Genomic DNA, 21,141 nt, shown 5'->3' with positions numbered 1-21,141 from the left:
CTATTTAAGCGTTACATCAACAGATGCCCTGGTTTCATCATAAAATAGTTTCAAAGCTTTAGGTTTTGCGCCCGCTGGTAAACGGTAAGTTATATTTTCAGATTCCTTAGTAGATTCTGCTTCTGCGCTTACGTAACTGCCATTTTGTTGAGATATCGAGCTGTTATTATCAAGTAGCAACCTGAAATCACTAGGACTTATTCCTACCGTATTTCCGCCAATTTTATTCTTGTTTGTCAAGCTAAGTTTAAAAGTCATTTCAATGCCTTCCGCTTTGCCATCAGGATCGCTCAGTTCTGTTGCCGTTCCAGAAAGAACTTTAATTGCAGCCTCCTGGCTTTTACCCAAAACGGCACTATCAGGAGTAAAGGTGACGATATAAGTTTTAGGCGCATTGCCTACAGGCTCAGTCGTTTTAGCTGTAGTTTCAGTTGTAGTTGCTGCTGCTGTGCTATCAGATGCTGCTGCATCCCCGCTTTTCTCGGATTTTGACTTGCAGGAGAACAGTAGGGCAACCGCCATTACGCCTACTAAATAGATCTTTTTCATATAGATGTTTTTGATTTAAGAAAATCCTAAATTATATATTTTATTTATATATTTCCAAATCAAGTTTTTTTTAAAAGGAAAGGGAATAGTAGAAGGAATTTCAAAATATTTAAACCGTACTTCTTAAAGAATGGTCAACACAAGTCAGGTCTATAAATCGCACTCTGGATGTGCTATAGATGTACTCGGGAAGCACTCGGGAATAATCCGTAGCTGAGGCGAGGTAGCAAAGTGGCAGGAGCATGCCATTTCGACTAGTTAGTTTATCACGCTCCTACCACGGAGTTTCCACGGTATTACCACGGACTTACTATTAGTACGTGTCGAGCGTATATAGAGCGCATATTGGGCAGTGTCTTCACCTGATATAGGATGAATAGCCAAATTGACGAGTTTTCTTCATAGGATAAATTTAAACAATTTTTAATGTGCGGCTGTTATACAGAGGAATAGAAAAATAAACGCTCTTAATCAAATCATTTATGAACAGTGCTGAACAGCTTTTAAAAGCTGAAAACATTTTTATTGGAGAAGAAATTATCGGGGGTATACCTTGCCAGATAGGATATATTAAAAAATTCAAATGGAGCTGGTTTGCTACTCAGCTGAACCTGTTCGTCATCATTGGACAGACAGAAAAAGCGGTTGACCGGCAAATGATAGAAACTTTTTCAAAAAACTGCTTTGATTATTCTATTAAAAATAACCGTGGTTGGTTCAGAGGTTTGCAATCAGGCGTTGGATCTATCTCGATGCTGCAGGCTAGTAAATTTGATGAAGGAGCTATAGATTTCTGTGAGAAATTATCAAAATCACATTGGTCGGCCTTTGAAATTCCAGTATTATATGATACATCAGCGAGAGAATTAATCCGCTATAAAAAGAACCCGCTGTGGGGAATGATATATTTCCCGTTCTTTAGTAAAACCATTGATCATATAGCAGCCAGATTATAAAAGGTTTTCATACGGGATGAAATATTTGGCATATACCTGAGGCCCGGTGCTCATTTTGTTATTTTTTTCCATAAATTTAAACCTTGTTGATTCAGGCAAATTATTGAAAGAACCTCCGGGTGCTGTATAAATGGAAAATAATAAAATACCAACTATAAAGGAGATTGCTAAGAAACTCAATATATCACCCTCCACTGTTTCCAGAGCATTAAATCACCATAAAAGTATTGGTGCGGTGACCACTATGCGGGTGCATAAAGTGGCACAGGAATTAGGTTACGAGGTGAATAAATCAGCATTATTTTTCAAACAACAAAAAACGCACACCATAGGAGTAATCATCCCGAATCTTGCTGAACCGTTCTTTTCTTCGGCACTGACAGGAGTGGAAGATTTTGCAGATAACCTTAATTATACAGTAATCATCGGGCAGTCGCTTGATAGTTTGGAACGTGAAAAACGTATCATAGACAATATGAAGAATCATCGTGTAGATGGTATCCTCGTGTCACTTACTAAGGATACCAGTACGTACGACCATTTTGAAAGTCTCAAAAAATATAAAATACCAATTGTCTTTTTTGATAGAGTACCTAAACGAAAAGATATCCACTATGTCGCAGGTAATCTATATTCGGGAATGCTGCAGTCCGTCACAAAACTCTGTGACTTAGGACATCGTAAAATCGGATTGATCAATGGGCCCGCCAACCTGGCTGCAACACTCCAGCGTTTGGAGATTTACCTGAAATGTCTGCGAATAAAAAGCTTGGACGTGGACTATGACAGTATTGTCTCCACTTCGCTCACTAAAGAAGACAATAAAAATGCTATGCTCCAGCTACTCCGTCTGGAAGAAAAACCAACAGCAGTAATCGTATTTAACGATTATGTTTTGCTCGACTGTATAACCACTATTAAAGCGGAAAATCTTATTGTTAATAAGGATATCAGCTTTATTAGTTTTGCGAATTTACCACTGTGGGAATATATGGATACTATGCCGATCGCCTCAATTGAACAATTCCCTTACGAACAGGCGTCAAAAGCCACAGAATTTTTGTTTAAATTGATTGAAGAAAGAAATTCTGCCAAAGAAGGCAATGCAGAATACCTGCAATGCATCATTGATTCTGAAATGATAAGTTATACTTCCTGATTCTTTGGTTTTTTATTGCAGATCTATTTCATTCTATTATAAACCTTCCACAATATTCGTTCTTTTCCAATAATCTTCTTCCTTTTTTACGCTTTTCATAAAAATACAACAAACGTTTGCGTAGGCTAATCAAACGTTTGCACGGCATTTTGATAAATATGTACCTGTCAACAGGTTTCTTTTATCAGTTTTTTATTTCAATTTAGAATTAACAATCAACAAACCGAATCTTACTAACCACCTAAACAACCTTATGAAAAAAGTTGTACTTCTCTGTTGTTGCCTTTTATTTAGTATTGCAGGGTTTAGTCAGACCGCTGCAGTAAAGGGCATAATTAGTTCAGGCACTGATAAAAGACCTATCATCGGTGCAGCAATTTCAGTAAAGGGAACCAAATTGAGCACGGTCACAGCCAATGACGGAACTTTCTCCATTACTATTCCCGGGCAAACGGCAACACTTATTTTTCGCTCAATTGGATTTCTTACCAAAGAGATACAGGTAACTGCAAATCAAAGCGTTGATATTGTGCTCATGGAAGATGTCAGTCAGCTGAATGATGTTGTGGTAGTGGGTTACAGCAGCAAGAAACAAAGCGAGCTGACCAGCGCTGTAGCTGTGGTATCCGCAGAAAAACTGAAAGATGTAACGGCAAATAATGTCGGTACCATGTTACAGGGTAAGGTGGCTGGTTTGCAGGTGGTAAACAGTTCTGGTGCGCCAGGCTCGGCACCAGAAATCAGGCTTCGCGGTGTATCTTCAGTGAACGCTAACCAAAGTCCTTTGATTGTTGTTGACGGTGTAATCGGAGGGAATTATGACCCGAACGATGTAGAAAGTATTACTGTTTTAAAGGATGCGGGAGCAACTTCATTATATGGTTCACAGGCTAATGCAGGTGTAATTATCGTGACAACAAAAAGTGCTAAGCCGGGAAATACAAAATTTGAATTTAAAGCCACGTCAGGATTTAGAACGGCCGACTTTGGAAAGATGAACCTGATGAACAGCAATGAATTGTATGATTATCAAAAAGAGTTTTACAGAGACTATATTGTAGGGGCAACTGATAATTCTTATAAAATCGATCTGATCAAATTTTATGCAGAGCGCCCGCTTGATTTGCGGAATCAGGACTACGACTGGTCGAAAGAGTCCTTTAAACCGGCTGCGATAAATAATTTCTATTTGTCAGCCAGTGGGGCAACAGAAAAAAACAATTATTATATTGGCGCTTCTTATTACAACGAAAAAGGTACGTTTCTGAATACAGGATTCCAGCGGATAAATCTTCGGGCAAACTCTACTTATCATTTCTCTAAAAAATTGAGTGTAACCAACAACATCAATTTAAGTGCTTCGACAGGTAAAAGCTACGACTATAATGATATCTACTACGCGTTTTTAAACCTGCCGTGGGATAATCCTTACGATGAGAACGGTGGTGCGGTATATGTAGATGGTAATTCTGCGTTCAAGTGGTGGTCACGTGATAAGGTGAACCCAATACACACTGTTCAAAATTCCGAACATCCGTATAAAGGTTTTGATGTAAACTATGATTTTGCACTAAACTATAATATCACAAACTGGCTTACTTTTTCCAGTACCAACCGTGTGTCTGCCGCTTTTAATAAAGCCACTAACTTTTTCTCTCCCTTAGTTGCAGGCACGTATCATAATACTGGTTATATTGATGAATTAAATACGCTTAACTATGGAGGTATCTCCAATAACCTCTTGAAATTCAATTTCAAATTCGGCGATCATTCAGTTAGCGGACTTGCCGGGGTAGCGTTTGAGGGTGGACAAACCGAATATTCAGGTGGTTCAGGTAAAGGTCTTCCGGAAGGATTGAAAGTGCTGAATGTTGTTTCAAATAGTCAGCTTGTTAACGGATACAACGACAAAAGATATTTACAATCCTTGTTGTCTCAGGTGAACTATAATTATAAAAGTCGCTATTTCTTATCAGGATCGTTTCGTGTAGACGGATCATCTGCATTTCCCGAAGAGAACCGTTACGCACCTTTTCCTTCAGTATCAGGCGCATGGCTGATGAGTAATGAAGACTTCATGAAAGACAGCAGAGTGATCGATAACCTGAAATTTAGATTAAGCTACGGAATTACAGGAACACAGGACATAGGGTCATCAAGGTATTTAGGTCTCTACTCGCTGACTACACAGTACAATTCACTGATTGGAGCTGTTCCTTATCAGCTGGCTAGTCCGCAGTTAACCTGGGAAAGCAAACACCAGATCAATGCAGGGGTAGACATTGGCTTGTTTAAACGCTTAAACCTAACTTTAGATGTTTACCGAAACAATACCAAAGATTTGCTCTTACAGGTTTCTCAGCCTTTATCGGTTGGATTTGAAACCAAATGGGAAAATGCAGGTAACGTAGTCAATAAAGGAATTGAGTTGGGCTTGAATTCTACCAATATTAAAACTACAGATTTTGAATGGAGTAGTGACTTTACTATCAATTTTAACAGCAACAAGCTCTATGGTTTACCTTCAGATATTGTCAAAACAGGTGCATGGAGTATTTCGCAGATTTACCGGAATGGGGGAGATCTTTATGAATTCTACATGCCGAAATGGCTGGGTGTAAACAGTCAGACGGGGGCACCATTATGGGAAAAACAGAATAAAGATAACCAGGGAAATATTGTCTCTACAGAAGCGACGTCAAACTACGCAGAGGCCACGATACAGGAATCGGGTTCGGCGCTTCCTAAATATCAGGGAGGTTTCAACAACAGCTTTAAATATAAAAATTTTGGCTTGCGCGTAAGTACCTATTTCAATTATGGCAATAAAGTATATAGTAATAACCTCCGTTTCATGATGAATGACGGTCATGAACCATATTACAACCAGATCAGATTGCCTGATGACGCCAAAATATGGAGTCAGCCAGGAGATACTGAGGCCACCGAACCTAGCCCTCAGAATTCTGCGAACTCAACAGAAACCTCAACCCGTTATTTAAGAGATGGCAGTTATTTCACCATCAGAAATATCGCCCTGAACTATTCTCTTCCTACTGCATTTGTCAACAGGATGCATTTCCAGGCCATCACGGTGGGGATTACCGCAGACAATGTAGTTACTTTCTCTAAATTTCTGGGTCAGGATCCGCAGACTACGATTACTGCAGGAAGTTTTGCCACACCGGGTGTTTCAGATTTCAAATATCCTAATAACAGGCAATATCTGTTAACTGTTAATTTCAACTTTTAAAGACATGAAAAAATCGATATCCACTATATTCATTCTCCTGCTGATTTCGGCCAGCAGTTGCAAAAACCTTAACGTTGAACCTAGTGATGCCATCAGCACCAATACATTGGTCACTACGCTCGATGGTTTAACTAATGCATTAAACGGCTCTTATGCATTAATGAAAGATCATATCAGTTTCAATGGATCTATTGATCAGAACAATATGTACCTGCGCCAGTTCTTTCAGCTGTCAGATTTTGCCAGTGATGACATTGTTTGCGGACAAATTACCGAAGACCCTTTTTTCGCCAGTTTTAGTCTTGATCATTCTCCTGCGCAGGCTAATACAAGATATTACTGGTATGTTTCTTATAAAATCATAAATGGGTTGAATACGGTAATTGATGCTGTAGAAAAATCGGGAGCCACAGATGCTAAGCGGCAGCAACTTCTGGGAGAATGTTATTTCCTGCGTGCTTTTTGCCACTTTAATTTGGTCAGGTTATTTGGTAAACCATATAGTGCAGATCCGGCTTCACCAGGAATTATCCTGCGCACATCTGTTACAGAAGAATCTAAAAAAGCGAGGGCTACAGTTGCAGAGGTCTATGCTTCGGTGCTGACAGACGCGGAAAAAGCGGCAAGTTTGATGACGATTTCCAGAGGCGTGCAATATGCATCCAAAGAAGCAGCATGGGCTTTATTGTCACGGGTAAACCTATATAAGGAAGATAATCAGAAAGCAATTGATTATGCTAATCTGGTGATTAATTCGGGCAAGTTTACTTTAGAAACAGCAAGCACTTATCCATCTTTGTTTGCAAATGCGCAGACTGCTAAGGAGACTATTTTTTGTGTAGCATTTACAGAGGTAGACGACTATGGTAAATTCGGTTCAATAGCTTCAATGATCTATTCCGATGGAAATTCGGGCTGGGGGGAAGAGTACGCTTCTTCTTCACTTCGTGGTTTGATGGCGAGTCACCCGGAGGACGTTCGATGGTCTTATATCGTGCCGCTTAAAGACGGAAGTGGTACTGTACAAAAGAAAAATGGTATCGAAGTATATTATATCAGCAAGTTTTCCTTTCAGGCAGGAAGACCAAATCTGAGTTCACCAATCATGTTCCGTCTGTCGGAAATGTACCTGAATAAAGCAGAAGCAGAGGCGAAGATGAACAATGCCGGCCTTGCGCTTGACGATGTAGATATGATCCGTAAAAATCGGGGACTCGAAACTGCTCTGTACAATAAAGTGGTTCCTTCCGGTTCTACTGCTCTTGATGCTGTACTCAACGAAAGAAGAATGGAACTTGCTTTTGAAGGCCACCGTACCTACGATGTTTTCAGAAATAAAAGACAGCTCAATAAAACGTATTGGGGTTATCATTTGAGGGGATTGAAAGAGACGGATGTGGATCTTTCTAAATCACCTTCAGGTTATCCTAACATGGTTGTTGACTATACCAATCCAAGGGTGATCTATTATCTGCCGGTTGATGAGGTTTTAAGTAATCCATTGGCCATCCAGAATCCATAATGATTATTTATCTTAAAATCAATTTCATGAAAAATATAAAAACATTGATCTGCTGCTGCCTCGTAATGTTATCTACCTTGTTTAATTCCTGTAAAAAGGATAAAAATGAAGCATTAACCGATTTGGTTTATGAAGTAGCAGTGGACGGTAACCAGGTTACTTTTACCACTAAAACAACAGGCATATCAAATTATAGCTGGGATTTCGGCGATGGAGGGAGTTCTACGGATCAAAATCCTGTACATACTTATGCAGGTAAAGGGAAATATGTACCCACACTTTCTGCTACCATTAACGGAAAAGTAGTCGAAGCTTCAACAGTATTAAGAATAGCGAAGGCTTCTCCGGTTAAAATAAATGATAACTCATTGGCTGACTGGGATAACGTGACCGCTAATGTGATTACGTCCGGGCCAAAAGGCGGTATTTTCAGAAAAGTGAAATTCGATTATGATGGTAATTACATCTATGTATATTTCGAGATGGCTTCCGCAAAGGCTAATGATGATATATTAGACTTCTATATTGATTCCGATAATAATGCTGCCACGGGTTTATCGAGTCCATTTCCTGATGGCGGATATGATATTCTGCTGGAAGGACACTTGCTGACCACAGGATTAGATATTTTCTACCATACCGGCGCGCAGACGAGTTTTACTTTTGATCAGCAATCCATCTCAGAAGCGTATCAGGTAGGCACAATTGTGGAAACAGGGGGAATACTCAAATACGAAATGAGAATAGCGCGTGGAAAGTTGAAAGGCCTTACAGGTACAGGGATGCGCATTGGTTTCGTGGCGACTAAAAGCGATTGGTCAGTTACGCTTGGCTATGCGCCAGACGAAGGAGCATCCTCGTTTTTACTGGACATGAATGAATAATCAGACGCTGAGCAAATGGAAAAAACAATAAACCAGGCTAATCCTGGCCGATTGCTGTCTCTGGATGTCATGCGGGGCATGATCATGATCCTGCTTTGTGCAGAAAGCTGCTTGTTATTTGTCGCGTTAAAGGACTTAAACCCCGCTCCGCCTGTCGGGAGTCTGGTAGACCAGTTCTTTCACCATCCATGGCACGGCCTGCATTTCTGGGATCTTGTGCAGCCGGCATTTATGTTTATGGCGGGTGCGGCACTTTATATTTCCTATAGCCGTAAACTCGAAAAAGGCATTACGTGGAAGAACAATTTGCGTCACATCCTGATCAGGAGTCTAAAACTTCTGGCCTGTGGCGTCGGTTTACATTGTGTTTACGCAGGTAAACCGGTATGGGAATTGTGGAATGTACTATCGCAGTTAGCTTTTACTACTTTAGTCGCCTATCTGATCATCCAGTGGTCTGTGAGCTGGCAGATTACATTTTCTATCTTGCTGCTGTTACTTACAGAGCTATTATACAGGTACAGTTCAATACCAGGTTTTGATCAGCCATTTGTACAGTCTCATAACTTCGGTGCTTATGCGGATACTCTCCTTATGGGAAAAATTAATACCGATGGCTGGGTGGCAATTAATGCTATTCCCACTGCTGCACATACCATCTGGGGAGTACTTGCAGGGAAGCTGCTCATTTCTAAACACAGCGCTGCGTATAAAATTAAGACCTTAATTGTGGCAGGGATTATTTTGTTGATCATAGGATTTGCACTCGATATTTTACACCTCACACCAATTATAAAAAGAATCAGTACCAGCGCTTTTGTTTTTGCTTCGGGAGGATGGATACTGATAATCCTTGTCTTAATTTACTGGCTGGTGGATGTGAAACAAAATATCAGGCATGTATGGATTTTTACCGTGATAGGAATGAATGCAATTTTCATCTACCTTTTCTTTGAAACTGCAGGTATGGAATGGCTCAATGAAACCGTGGCCATTTTTACCGGCGATATGCTGCATCAGTTTCTGAACGCCGGCTTAAAAACTGCGCACCTGATTTCCGCAATATGTACCTGGGTATTGGAATGGGCGCTATGCTACTGGCTATACAAACACAAAATATTTTTCAAATTATAAAATCAATTCATTTCTAAACTAGTATACTTTGCGAACTGTAGAAAACATATCAGAGATAGTCTCTAATTTCAATTGTGTGGTCGATATTGATTCTCTGAAAACTTATGGTTCAGGCCATATTAATGATACATATTTTATAAAAAATATGAATTCCTCAGGCTGTGACTATTTATTGCAGCGTATTAATCACCATATTTTTAAGGATGTTCCGCAACTATCCTCAAATATGTGTAAGGTGATAGATCATCTGAAGGACAAGTTGCTTTTATCCGGCTCGGGAAATCCTGAAAAGGAAGTAATGACTTTAGTTCCGGCAAAAGACGGGCGCTATTTTTACCAGGATATCAATGGCGACTACTGGCGACTGAGTTACTTCCTGAAAAACACCAAATCATACGATGTTGTCGAAACGGAAAAACAGGCTTATGAAGGTGGAAAAGCCTTCGGAAAGTTTCAAGCCATGTTAGCTGATTTACCAACGGGTATCCTATATGAAGTCATTCCAGATTTTCATCACATCGGCAGAAGGTTAGAACAATTAAATGATGCAATTGCGAAAGATGCAGCAGACAGATTGGTATCAGTGGCTGCAGAACTGGATATTATAAAGGCATATGCAGACTCTATGTCGTATTTTCAGCAACCCGAACAAATTATAGGATTACCAAAAAGGGTAATACACAATGATACTAAATTCAATAATGTATTACTGAATATGAAGGATGAAGCGCAGTGTGTGATTGATCTGGATACGGTTATGGATGGTTATATAGCCTATGATTTTGGTGATGCTGTGCGCACAATTATCAATACGACTGTTGAAGATGAAAAAGATCTTTCAAAAATCAGGCTCAACATTCCTCTTTTCAATGCGTATACCAAAGGCTATCTGAAAGAAGCAGGCCAGTTTATCACCAATACAGAGTTAAACTCGCTTTTCAAAGGCGTTTTGTTGTTACCCTATATGCAGTCCGTCAGGTTCCTCACAGATTATCTTAATGGAGACCAATATTTTAAGATCAAGTTTGAAGGTCACAACTTGCAACGGACCCGTGCACAATTACAGCTGTTGAAGATGCTCGACCAGAGCAGCGAAATGCTGCAGCATACCATTCTTAGCGAAATGGAAAAAACAGAAGGGTAAAATCGCATTAACAAATAAAAATATCAATTTTTACATAATTAATAACCAAAAACTATAAACTATGGATCGCAGACATTTTGTTAGAAACGCCGCTGTGGGAGTCGCAGGGCTAACAATTTTGCCTTCAGGATTACTATTCGCAAAAAATGCAGATAAGATAAGATTGGGTTATATCGGTGTAGGCTTACGTGGCCGTAATCATATTGGCGAGGGCTTGCTCCGGTCGGATGTGGAGATTGTAGCCATCTGCGATACTCAGGAAAGCTCCCTGAAATATTGCAGGGCACAATTTGTAAAAGCGGGAAAAAAATTGCCTGTGGAGTATACAGGCGGTCTGGACGCATACAAAAAACTGCTTGACCGAAAAGATATAGACGGCGTGGTCATCGCAACGCCCTGGCAGTTTCACAAAGAGCAGTCAATAGCTGCCATGCGTGCAGGCAAATATGTAGGTTGTGAAGTCATTGCTGGTATAACAGTAGATGATCATTGGGATATTCTAAAGGTATACGAAGAAACTAAAGTTCCGTACATGACGCTTGAAAATGTGTGTTACCGCAGAGATGTGATGGCAGTACTGAATATGGTAAGGCAAAATGTTTTTGGCGAAATTGTTCATCTGGAAGGCGGTTATCAGCATGATTTGCGCCAAGTATTATTTAATGATGGTAAGCGCTTTGATGGTAAGGGTGCTGAATTCGGACCTCATACAGTAGGAGAGGCACAATGGAGAACTCAGTTCAATGCGGATCGCAATGGGGATATTTACCCGACACATGGTGCTGGTCCGGTAATGAATTATATCGATATCAACAGGGGTAATCAATTCACTAACCTGGTATCATTCGCGTCAAAATCTCCGGGCTTAAATAAATACATAGAAAAAGTATCACCCGGTAATAAAAATGCGGCTATTAAATTCAAAAATGGTGATATCGTTACTACCATGCTCAACTGCGCTAATGGCGAAACAGTTACGCTCACACATGATACCCATTTACCGAGACCCTATTCCTTAGGCTTCAGAGTTCAGGGGACTGAAGGAATCTGGATGGATGTGGCAGAATCCGTATATATAGAAGGGAAATCGAAATCATATGATGAATGGGACAGTGCAAAAATCTGGACGGAAAAGTACGATCATCCACTTTGGAAAAAATATCAGCATCAGGCAGACGGGGCAGGTCATGGAGGGATGGACTGGTTTGTATTCAATGCTTTTGTAGAGTCTGTCAAACAGCGTAAACAAACACCGATTGATATTTATGATTCACTTACTATGAGCGTAATTACACCACTGTCTGAAAAATCAATCGAAGAGGGAAATATGCCACAAAAATTTCCTGATTTCACCAGAGGAAAATGGAAAGAGCGTAAGAATACCTTTGCGTTGGGGGATAGTGGTTTTTAGCAAATCATTCAGTTATATCATGATATCAGGCTTGCTGATATCATGATATTTTAATTCTTCTATTGCGTATTCTTCTCGAAATTAACCATCCAGTAAATGCCATATTTATCTTTGAAGCTGCCAAAATAAGCACCCCAAAATGTATCTTCCAAAGGCATTTCTACTTTTCCTCCAGCAGAGAGTCCATTAAACAAATATTCCGTTTCTTCGCGGCTCTCCGGATGAAGTGATATCTGCATGTTATTACCTTCCGCAAGCACATGTCCATATGACGGCATAATATCAGATGCCATCAGCGTGGTGTGCTCATTAACAGGTAATGAGATATGCATGATGTGATTTTTTTCATTTTCAGGTATATTCTCTCCACCGGGCATTTCACCCATCCGGTGGACTGCGCTGAATTCGCCACCAAAGACAGATTTATAAAAGTTAAACGCTTCTTCGGCCTTGCCGTCAAAGTTGAGGTATGGGTTCATTTTAGCCATTATAATTATTGTTTTATTTCTTCATGTAATCAAATGCACCTTTTCGGAGGTTGATGCCGTATTCTGTATATGCCTTCAGGCAGGCGAGGAAATTTGCCCAGCCCTGAGTATTTCCCTTGAGCCACTCTATATCCGGAACCGTATTTTTTGAATCCTTTTCAGTAATGACTACGATAGTATCATTGCCAGGAGCAGGTTTAAATGTGATTTCTACTAAGTGGCTATATCCATTAACGTCCCAGCTATAGCAGATCACCTCGTCCTTTACTACCTTACCTAACCGGATTTTGAACTCATCATCAAATTCCGGGAACTTCCATACCAGCTCTTTTTCTTCTTCCATACGTCCTGAACTTTCTGAGATAAAATAATTTGTCATTTTATCAGGGTCGGCGATGGCTTCAAAAACTTCACTGACAGGTTTCTGTATCTGAATGGCCACTTTGATCTCTAACAGTTGATTTTCCATGAGCTTTGTTGATTTATAAATAAAATTACTTAAACCATATTTTTAGAAAGGTGTGTGAATACGACAATGAACGGGGTAGTTCGTGACAACATTTATCTGACTATATTGACCTGACAGAAGAAATTTAAAAATGATAGTAGATGCAAAATTCAATAAAATATTTTGCTATAATTTGAATCCGGAAATACCTAATTAGTTTTTTTTAGTTTTTGTATGCCCTTGTTAGGCTCAATATTGTTGTTTATTTGAAATTCGCAAATAATGGATTGATCAGCGCAAACAAGGGAATTGATTTTGCAGGCATATTTGTATTACAAAAAATAAAAATATATGTCAACAACGAATAAAATTGTACTGATCACCGGCGGAAGCAGAGGCTTAGGTAAAAACATGGCTTTAAACCTGGCTAAAGAAGGACTCGATGTAGTCCTTACTTATCACAGTAAAAAAGAAGAGGCATTAGCTGTAGTAGCAGAGATTGAGCAGTCCGGACAAAAAGCCGCTGCGCTGCAATTAAATACTGCTGATGTAAAAAGTTTTGGTGATTTTTTCCGTGAGCTTTCGATCTTGCTAAAAAACACTTTTAAAAGTGGTACTATTGACTTCCTGGTAAATAATGCAGGTATAGGTATCAATGCTGCCTTCGCGGAAACGTCTGAAGAGGTTTTTGATGAGTTGCTTAATATTCACTTTAAAGGTGTCTTTTTTCTAACACAGGCTGCTTTACCGATATTAAGCGATGGTGGCGGAATTGTAAATATTTCTACTGGTCTTGCCCGTTTTGCTACCCCGGGCTACGCTGCCTATGCAAGTATGAAAGGAGCAATAGAAACCTTAACCAAGTATCAGGCAGCGGAATTAGGTAGCCGTGGAATCAGGGTGAATATAGTTGCACCGGGTGCCATCGAAACTGATTTTGGTGGCGGAGTTGTGAGAGATAATGATCAGGTAAACAAACACATTGCCAGCGTAACAGCTTTAGGTCGTGTGGGTCGTCCTGATGATATTGGCAGCGTAGTAGCATTTTTGTGTACCGACCAGGCTAAGTGGATCAATGCACAAAGAATTGAAGTATCTGGTGGCATGAACCTGTAAGTCATTAATTTTGTCAACCGTTAAGCGGATCCTTCTTTACGGTTGACAAACTTATTGAGAACAATTGATTATAATTGAATTTTATAAATAAAGCAATGGAAATTATCTCCCTGGAAGAGTTCTATCAAAATACTGCGGGTTTTGTGCCTTCGGATATCAATAAAGAGATTGGTCATTTCAACGTATTTAAGTCGGATGAGTTCAATGCAAGAATGCGTAAGACCGATACCATGTTGTATAACCGCAGAGCTTATTATAAGATCAGTTTTATCAGTGGGAGGAATAAAGCCGAATATGCCGATAAGGAAATCAATATTGAGAAAAATGCTTTGTTGTTTGCTACGCCGAAGATCCCATACAACTGGACACCCCTGGATGAAAAACAGTTTGGTTATTTCTGTATTTTTACAACCGAATTTTTAATCCAGTCTAAAAGTGGAGTTATTTTGGACGATCTGCCTATATTTCAGCCGGGAGGATATCCAGTCTTCCAGGTTACTGATGAGGAAGCACTGTCAATTGAGAGCATTTTCAAAAAGATGTACAACGAACTGAACTCAGATTACGCCTATAAATATGATTTATTGCGAAATTATGTGCTGGAATTAATTCATTATGGTCAGAAACTTCAACCCGCGGTGCTGACCCATCCTTTACATACTGCCTCTGCAAGGGTATTATCTTTATTTGTAGAATTACTGGAGCGTCAGTTTCCAATAAGCTCACCTCATCATAAATTGAATCTTCGCACGGCAAAGGATTATGCAGACAGATTATCTATTCATGTGAATCACCTTAATAAGGTTCTGAAGGATAATACCGGTAAAACCACAACAGCTATGATTAGCGGCCGCATCGTTCAGGAGGCTAAAATTATGCTAAAGCAAACTGACTGGAATATTTCCGAAATTTCCAACTGCCTCGGATTTGAGCAGGTTGCTCACTTCTCCAATTTCTTTAAAAAACAGACCAGTACATCACCGCTGAATTACAGGTTGTGAAACGCAAATCTATTTAATTAAGTTTTTGCCATAGTAGTCACTTCCATCTGCAACTTTCTCCTTTACAAAATCTCCATAGGTATAATTTGCTTTTTTATTTCTGCGTTTTGCAGCAATATAATCTCCGTAATAACCAAAACCGCCTCCCATAAAGTATTTATATAATAATGGGTAATTGTTACTTACGACATGTAGCGAGCTTGAAATAGTCTTTACCCCATTATAAGAAGTAGTCCCGTTTACTTCAAGAAAATAAGTAACCTCCTTATTTTCCCATATACGGAAGCTCATTCCATCGTGTTTATAGTGAAATTGTGTCTTTCCTAATTTTTTGTCCAAAGCTTTTTCCAGTTTCGCTGTTTCATCTGTAGTCTTTATATCCAGTTGATACGCTTCCGCTTTGTTTGTCTTTTTATCGATAAAAAATATTACCTGATTGGCCAGATAAGAGGTATTCGGACTGTTATTGATACTCCCGTATAAGGATTCTCCTTCGAAATACAACGCTTTTTTCTCCAGCGATGTAAACCTTTCGGCATCTCCGATAGACATTTTATCATCTTCAAGGGGAATTTTGGCTAATAAAAGGTCTTTACTGATGGGAAGGCTGATTTTTGCCAGATCAAAATCGGGCGGCGCGCAGGCCTGTAAGATGAATGCTAAACTAAGTGTTGTAAATATAGTAGTCAAAACAGATTTTGTGGTCATATCAGGTTTAGGCTTAAATGTTATTTAATGGTTGCGTCTTTCATCTCCTTTTGCCTGGCGATATTGAAATTGAAAAGATCTTCAGTGTTCACTAATTTTCTAGTACATTTTTCGATATCCGTACCTTCTTCGCTCCACAAATAAGGGTGGAAACTATACGATTTGTTACCATCAAGATTTGCAATAAACTGATTCCATGTAGACCATCTCAGACCTTTATAAAAAGTAGAAAGATCGCTGTCAAAACAGAAAAGGATAAATTCTCCGTAACCGATATTCAACGGTTCCCAGTTCAGGCTGTTTGGAGCGAGATAATAAATGTTTTTCAAATCCTCACCAAATGCGCCATAATTGATAGCAAAAAAGCCACCTACAGCATCATCTGCCACCAATAGATAAGCAGGCTTATCTCCGTATTCATTGATAGTTTTTCCTTTGTTCCAGTCAGACACAGAACGTGTAAGTCGTGTACTTCCTGAGCCCAGGATCCTCAGCCAGCCATTGTCGACCATAATTCCGCCAGTATTATAAATTACGGCTCCTAAGGTAGAGTAAGTGGAAACCTGCGTGTTATACAATACTTCTTTACCTTTTACAGAATCAATTTCCAGTATTTCAATTTTGTTTTTCGCAGAATCAATCCATTTTTGAACAAGCGGCCATGCCGGGTCTGTTTTATTAATTAATTCATCCAGGCTTTGCATCTTATTTTGTGCAGACGTAGTTAAGGAAAGAAGGCTTAAACCTAATATAGCAAGGGTTTTAATTGCACTTTTCATGAAATGGTATTATGTAGTGCAAAGATAGAATGATAAATTGATCATTCTATCTTTATAACTAATATTTCAGCTATTGATCAGCTTCGGGTGCTGTAGCCCACCAGTGAGATTCTGGCATAATGCTATCCAGGATTACCTGCTCTCCGATAAGAGGGGTAATAACTTTTAGATCCAGTTCTTTAGCTTTTTTCAATACACGCCCGATGGATTCGTCCCAGGTATGGGTAGCGAGTGCAAATTTTCCCCAATGCACCGGAAGCAGCACCTTTGCTTTCAGGTCGCGTGCTGCCATAGCAGTCTCCTCCGGCATCATATGAATATTGGCCCAGAAAGCGTTATACTGGCCGTCTTCTAAAATAGCAAGATCAAACGGGCCATAGTTTTCACCAATTTTAGTGAAGTGTTTATCATAACCTGAATCGCCACCAAGGTAAATACTATATCCACTTGTTTTAAATATGAAAGAAGACCAGAGGGTTTTGTTTCTGATGAAGCCCCTGCCAGAAAAATGCCTTGCGGGAGCTGCGGTAAACTGAGTTTCTGCATTGATAGAGGTAGATTCCCACCAGTCTAATTCTCTTATTTTGTCTTTTTGAACACCCCAGTATTCAAGGTGTGCACCAACGCCCAATGAGGTTACAAAAAGACCTACCTTATCTTTTAATTTTTTAATTGTTTCATAGTCAAGATGGTCGTAGTGATCATGTGTGATGACCATTACATCTATCGCCGGCATATTCTCAGCCTTATAAACATCAGCACCATTAAAAGCTTTGGTGCCCGCATAACTCACAGGAGAAGTACGACCACTAAATACCGGATCCACTAAAATATTAAGGCCATTGATCTGTAGCAGATAAGAAGAATGGCCAAACCAGGTAATTTCTGGTTTTAAAGAAGGTTTCAGTGTCAGATCGCGCACCACAGATGGCAGGTTATAATCAGGAGATTTACGCTCGTGTTTACCGAATATGAAATCAGACATTACAGATAAGAACGTGCCGCCGCCTGTAAAGGTGGGAGTGGGCGATTGATTCTGGAATGCACCATCATTATATTGGGGAGATTTTTTGATACGCTCCAGTCTGGCTCCTGAAGGAGATTTCCCAAAGGATGCCTGTTGCATAAATAAAAAAACGATCAGGGCGGATATGCCGATAATTAAGAACAGAGCTATCATAGTTTTTTTTAGTATTCTTTTCAATTTCATTCTAAAGAATGACTGGTCAGTGGCCAGACATTATGTTCAAAAGTACACTATTTTTCTACACGTTATTTTGTTTAAAAGCTCTTTTTTGTTTGTTACATGGCTCATGTATCTGATAAATAAAAATTACAGATTTTATATGAATTACTCAAATGATATATTCTTCGGGATAACTGGTATATTTGTCATAATTATGGGTTACGCAAAAGAAAGAGGAAAGCTTGAAAAGCTAATGAAGATCGTTGGTCTGAATGTTTATAATGAGAAAAATTTAGCAATTATGGTGGATAGTCATGAGAAATATTCTCATACCATCAGAATTTTAAAAAATAAAGAACCTGAAGCATTTACTGTAATGTATACAAATGATTTGCAGGAAGTCAAAGATGGTAGAAAAGCTGTTAAAGAAAGTGAGACAGATGAAATACGCCAGAGTAACTTTATCATTTATCGGGATGTTCTGCTGCGCGCCCTGGAGAAAGCAATAAAAGCTACACAGGAATTTGTATAAAAAAAATTATTAAATGATAGTTGTCTGATCAGATTGCTATCATTTAATAAAAGATCAATTTTATTTTCTTTATAAGGATCCAGGCCCTGATGCCTGCAAATGCTGGTTCTGTTTTGCAACTATGCTGATTAAATAACTTCTTCAACTAGCCCCATCAGATGGATTTTTTGCAAGTTGTAAATAGCAAGAAACGGATTTGCTGTCAACAAAATTTTTTGATATTTGCAGGGGTGATTACTTATTCCCTTTAGCTATAAATTTATGACCGGTGTGATCACCGCAATCAATTTGAATATGGATCTTTTTAATGATGAACCTGCTGAAAATAAAAATCTATTGCCTTCTGATGGTATCGTAAATTATTATGGACCAGTGATGACGCCGGTAGAGGCCGACTACTATTTTGATCGTTTAATAAACGCAATTGAATGGAAGAATGATGAAGCAGTAATTTTTGGTAAACATCTTTTTACCAAGAGAAAAGTGGCCTGGTATGGTGATACGAATTTTGAATATACCTATTCAAATATCACAAAAAGAGCATTGGCCTGGACGCCCGAATTAATGGCATTAAGAGAAATTGCAGAGCATAAAACGGGGGAGAAGTTTAATTCTTGTTTGTTAAACCTGTATCACAATGGTGATGAAGGGATGGCATGGCACAGTGATGCAGAGAAAGATTTAAAAAGAGATGGAGCTATAGGTTCTATGAGTTTTGGTGCCGTCCGCAAGTTTGCTTTCAAACATAAGATAACGAAAGAAACCATCTCTATCATGTTGCAGCATGGTAGTTTACTCGTCATGAAGGGGGCGACTCAAACAAACTGGCTTCACCGGTTGCCACCAACCAAACTTGTTAGCAAAGCAAGGATCAATTTAACATTCAGAACAGTAATCAGCTAATTCCCCCTTTGATTTTAATAGTATTAAAGGCATTAAGTCAATTTCAATGCTAAATGCTACATTTGGCAATAAATTGCCCATCTGGCAACCCTTTATCCATGGCACATAGAATCTATTTATATAATTTCAATTATGCTCAGGTGGCAGATGCCGCTCCAAACGAAAAAAGCGTAAGTAATCTGGGGGGCATTTTAGCTGGTATTGGTACCACGGACAAAGAAAATCTGACAATGGTAGAATGGAATTATGAGTTCCCTATTTTTCTGCATTCCTTACTGATTGACAATCCTTTCATCAGTACACCTCTGTATAACGGTGATGAAGGTGGTATCTATGCACCTGCACCTGAAGGTAAAGTGCAGCTGAAGAAGTTCTATAATTTTATTGAGCGCCATGCAGCTGTTTTAATTGATGATCAACAGGCATTTCTAAAAGCCAGGCAGAAGATATTCGAATTCCTGGATCAGCGTGTAATACATAATTTCTTTCACCTGGATGCATGGGACGTATTCAATATGGATGATGATCACCATGAAGATCAGGCGGTTGATCTACTGGAAGATATCGAAGTCAGCAATGCCATAATTACTGAAGCTATAGCTAATGACGATCCCAAATTACTTGATAGACATCCTGATTATGATCCTGGCCAAAGTAGCTTCCAAAGCTTTAGAGAGCAGCTCAACTTTGAGGGTTACAACTATGGCTGGCGGGTAATTCAGTCGGGCGTATATGATGATATTGATGACGAAGCTCAATATTTTATTATAGAAGAAAATGAGCTGTTAGGAATTGAAAATTTTGCAGAAGAGCTCATTCTTCCAATTGCCTATACCAGTATTGAGGAAGTTGATGATCTTGGATTTGTGATCATGCAGAATGACAGATTTGGATTTTTTATCCCTGAAGAGGGAATAGTTCAGGAATGTGATATACCTACTGCAGAGGAAATGGAGGAATGGATAGAAAATTACAGAATTGCGGCTGCGGCTAAAGCTTTTGAAACCTATGGAGGCTCACTCAAAGAACCCGAAGCTGCGGATCTCCATAATATGGCGATAGATGCAGTAGAAGAGGGGGATATGGAAACCGCATTTCATTATTATGAACTGGCCGCAGAACTTGGTCAGCCGGAATCAATGAATGACCTGGGCTGGTATTATTCTACACCGGATTATTTTAATGAGAACAAAAGCTATTACTGGTATCGGAAGGGGGCAAAAGCGGGATTTCCAATGGCAATGACAGGTTTCGGCCTGTGTCACATTGATGGGATAGGTATACAGCAAAATACGGAAAAGGGAATAGAGTGGTTGCTTAAGGCTGCCGATTTGGGTGAAGCAGAAGCATATAAGACCTTGATCAGTATATATCGTACTGACCCTGCTTTTAAAGATGAAATTAAAGTTACCGAGATGATTGAGCTGGCAAAAAAAGCAGGAATAGAATTGAAGGATTAAGTTTTAATCCTCTTAATTTTCTTCAAAATTGTCAAAATAGCTAAAGTCTTTTGTAATTAGTCCATTTTCTATAGTGAAAATTGTACAAATCGGTAATTCAAATTTGGAATGATCAGGAGCGGTTCCGGTCGAAATAAATTCTACTATAATATTTTTCTCACCAGAAGGGTAAATGCTTACAATCCTGTCATTAATATCCGGAAAAACTTGATTCAGTTCGGTGTATTTTTTAATGATCTGGGATCTTGTCTGTTGGACCATTCGCGTTCCCAATGAAGGATCTTTAAAATCAGCATTCTCCATATACATTCCGGCCATCTTTTCCCATTGATGATGATTAAAGTAGGTGAAATATTGCTTCACCACTTTTTCGTTATTACTTGTTTCCATATTTTTAGGTGTCTGATTAGTGCAGGACAGTATTACAAGGCTTAATAACAAAATGATTGTAAGCTGTTTCATCGCTATTTTATTTAGGCGTTAAACTACTAATATAATAATTTATGTT

Annotated in this window: 20 protein-coding genes; 13 read left to right on the top strand and 7 right to left on the bottom strand. The window is 39.2% G+C overall.

The window, feature by feature from the left end; all coding sequences use genetic code 11:
- On the bottom strand, window positions 1-549 hold the full coding sequence (locus OQX62_RS20255) for a hypothetical protein (RefSeq protein WP_265833460.1): 549 nt from the start codon (window positions 547-549) through the stop codon (window positions 1-3).
- Between the two features lie 482 nt (window positions 550-1,031).
- On the opposite strand from OQX62_RS20255, the gene OQX62_RS20250 reads away from it, so the two are divergent.
- The 8 genes from OQX62_RS20250 to OQX62_RS20215 all read left to right on the top strand — a co-directional run bounded on the left by OQX62_RS20250 (window position 1,032) and on the right by OQX62_RS20215 (window position 12,012).
- Window positions 1,032-1,505 carry a hypothetical protein gene (locus OQX62_RS20250; RefSeq protein ID WP_265833459.1) on the top strand — a complete coding sequence of 158 codons (474 nt, stop codon included), beginning with the start codon at window positions 1,032-1,034 and terminating at the stop codon, window positions 1,503-1,505.
- A gap of 130 nt (window positions 1,506-1,635) precedes the next feature.
- Entirely contained in the window at window positions 1,636-2,664 is a 1,029-nt protein-coding gene (locus OQX62_RS20245) for a LacI family DNA-binding transcriptional regulator (protein WP_265833458.1), read from the top strand.
- Window positions 2,665-2,917: 253 nt separating this feature from the next.
- Complete coding sequence (locus tag OQX62_RS20240) at window positions 2,918-5,917, top strand: SusC/RagA family TonB-linked outer membrane protein (RefSeq protein WP_265833457.1); 3,000 nt, start codon at window positions 2,918-2,920, stop codon at window positions 5,915-5,917.
- A gap of 4 nt (window positions 5,918-5,921) precedes the next feature.
- The gene (locus OQX62_RS20235) at window positions 5,922-7,439 is read left to right on the top strand and encodes a RagB/SusD family nutrient uptake outer membrane protein (protein ID WP_265833456.1); all 1,518 of its coding nucleotides are present in this window, start codon (window positions 5,922-5,924) and stop codon (window positions 7,437-7,439) included.
- A 26-nt stretch (window positions 7,440-7,465) separates the two neighbouring features.
- The gene (locus OQX62_RS20230) at window positions 7,466-8,323 is read left to right on the top strand and encodes a PKD domain-containing protein (RefSeq protein ID WP_265833455.1); all 858 of its coding nucleotides are present in this window, start codon (window positions 7,466-7,468) and stop codon (window positions 8,321-8,323) included.
- Between the two features lie 15 nt (window positions 8,324-8,338).
- Window positions 8,339-9,457, top strand: coding sequence for an acyltransferase family protein (locus OQX62_RS20225; protein ID WP_265833454.1), 1,119 nt, complete (start codon window positions 8,339-8,341; stop codon window positions 9,455-9,457).
- Window positions 9,458-9,533: 76 nt separating this feature from the next.
- Window positions 9,534-10,601, top strand: coding sequence for a phosphotransferase enzyme family protein (locus OQX62_RS20220; protein WP_265833584.1), 1,068 nt, complete (start codon window positions 9,534-9,536; stop codon window positions 10,599-10,601).
- A gap of 61 nt (window positions 10,602-10,662) precedes the next feature.
- Complete coding sequence (locus OQX62_RS20215; protein ID WP_265833453.1) at window positions 10,663-12,012, top strand: Gfo/Idh/MocA family protein; 1,350 nt, start codon at window positions 10,663-10,665, stop codon at window positions 12,010-12,012.
- 59 nt (window positions 12,013-12,071) lie between these two features.
- Here OQX62_RS20215 and OQX62_RS20210 read toward each other — a convergent pair whose 3' ends face one another.
- Together OQX62_RS20210 and OQX62_RS20205 are read right to left on the bottom strand one after the other, a co-directional pair.
- Window positions 12,072-12,500: a VOC family protein gene (locus OQX62_RS20210; RefSeq protein WP_265833452.1), complete on the bottom strand. Its 429-nt coding sequence runs from the start codon at window positions 12,498-12,500 to the stop codon at window positions 12,072-12,074.
- A gap of 13 nt (window positions 12,501-12,513) precedes the next feature.
- On the bottom strand, window positions 12,514-12,969 hold the full coding sequence (locus tag OQX62_RS20205; RefSeq protein ID WP_265833451.1) for an SRPBCC domain-containing protein: 456 nt from the start codon (window positions 12,967-12,969) through the stop codon (window positions 12,514-12,516).
- 330 nt (window positions 12,970-13,299) lie between these two features.
- Here OQX62_RS20205 and OQX62_RS20200 point away from each other — a divergent pair, with 330 nt between their 5' ends.
- Window positions 13,300-14,064 carry an SDR family NAD(P)-dependent oxidoreductase gene (locus OQX62_RS20200; protein WP_265833450.1) on the top strand — a complete coding sequence of 255 codons (765 nt, stop codon included), beginning with the start codon at window positions 13,300-13,302 and terminating at the stop codon, window positions 14,062-14,064.
- A 95-nt stretch (window positions 14,065-14,159) separates the two neighbouring features.
- Window positions 14,160-15,065, top strand: coding sequence for a helix-turn-helix domain-containing protein (locus tag OQX62_RS20195; RefSeq protein WP_265833449.1), 906 nt, complete (start codon window positions 14,160-14,162; stop codon window positions 15,063-15,065).
- 9 nt (window positions 15,066-15,074) lie between these two features.
- Here OQX62_RS20195 and OQX62_RS20190 read toward each other — a convergent pair whose 3' ends face one another.
- The 3 genes from OQX62_RS20190 to OQX62_RS20180 all read right to left on the bottom strand — a co-directional run bounded on the left by OQX62_RS20190 (window position 15,075) and on the right by OQX62_RS20180 (window position 17,732).
- Window positions 15,075-15,773, bottom strand: a complete 699-nt coding sequence (locus OQX62_RS20190; protein WP_265833448.1) for a hypothetical protein — start codon at window positions 15,771-15,773, stop codon at window positions 15,075-15,077.
- 20 nt (window positions 15,774-15,793) lie between these two features.
- Entirely contained in the window at window positions 15,794-16,552 is a 759-nt protein-coding gene (locus OQX62_RS20185) for a DUF2625 domain-containing protein (RefSeq protein ID WP_265833447.1), read from the bottom strand.
- Between the two features lie 70 nt (window positions 16,553-16,622).
- Complete coding sequence (locus OQX62_RS20180; RefSeq protein WP_265833446.1) at window positions 16,623-17,732, bottom strand: MBL fold metallo-hydrolase; 1,110 nt, start codon at window positions 17,730-17,732, stop codon at window positions 16,623-16,625.
- Window positions 17,733-17,898: 166 nt separating this feature from the next.
- Here OQX62_RS20180 and OQX62_RS20175 point away from each other — a divergent pair, with 166 nt between their 5' ends.
- The 3 genes from OQX62_RS20175 to OQX62_RS20165 all read left to right on the top strand — a co-directional run bounded on the left by OQX62_RS20175 (window position 17,899) and on the right by OQX62_RS20165 (window position 20,633).
- Window positions 17,899-18,270: a hypothetical protein gene (locus tag OQX62_RS20175; protein ID WP_265833445.1), complete on the top strand. Its 372-nt coding sequence runs from the start codon at window positions 17,899-17,901 to the stop codon at window positions 18,268-18,270.
- 261 nt (window positions 18,271-18,531) lie between these two features.
- On the top strand, window positions 18,532-19,173 hold the full coding sequence (locus OQX62_RS20170) for an alpha-ketoglutarate-dependent dioxygenase AlkB family protein (protein WP_322973774.1): 642 nt from the start codon (window positions 18,532-18,534) through the stop codon (window positions 19,171-19,173).
- Between the two features lie 98 nt (window positions 19,174-19,271).
- Window positions 19,272-20,633, top strand: a complete 1,362-nt coding sequence (locus OQX62_RS20165; RefSeq protein WP_265833444.1) for a tetratricopeptide repeat protein — start codon at window positions 19,272-19,274, stop codon at window positions 20,631-20,633.
- A 12-nt stretch (window positions 20,634-20,645) separates the two neighbouring features.
- On the opposite strand, the gene OQX62_RS20160 is transcribed toward OQX62_RS20165, so the two are convergent.
- Window positions 20,646-21,023 carry a nuclear transport factor 2 family protein gene (locus tag OQX62_RS20160; RefSeq protein ID WP_265833443.1) on the bottom strand — a complete coding sequence of 126 codons (378 nt, stop codon included), beginning with the start codon at window positions 21,021-21,023 and terminating at the stop codon, window positions 20,646-20,648.
- Between the last annotated feature and the right edge of the window lie 118 nt (window positions 21,024-21,141).

Origin of the sequence: Pedobacter sp. MR2016-24 (genome assembly GCF_026239655.1) — a bacterium.
Lineage (GTDB): Bacteria > Bacteroidota > Bacteroidia > Sphingobacteriales > Sphingobacteriaceae > Pedobacter.
Note: the sequence above shows the minus strand (reverse complement) of the source record. Positions and strands in the feature narration are given on the sequence as shown.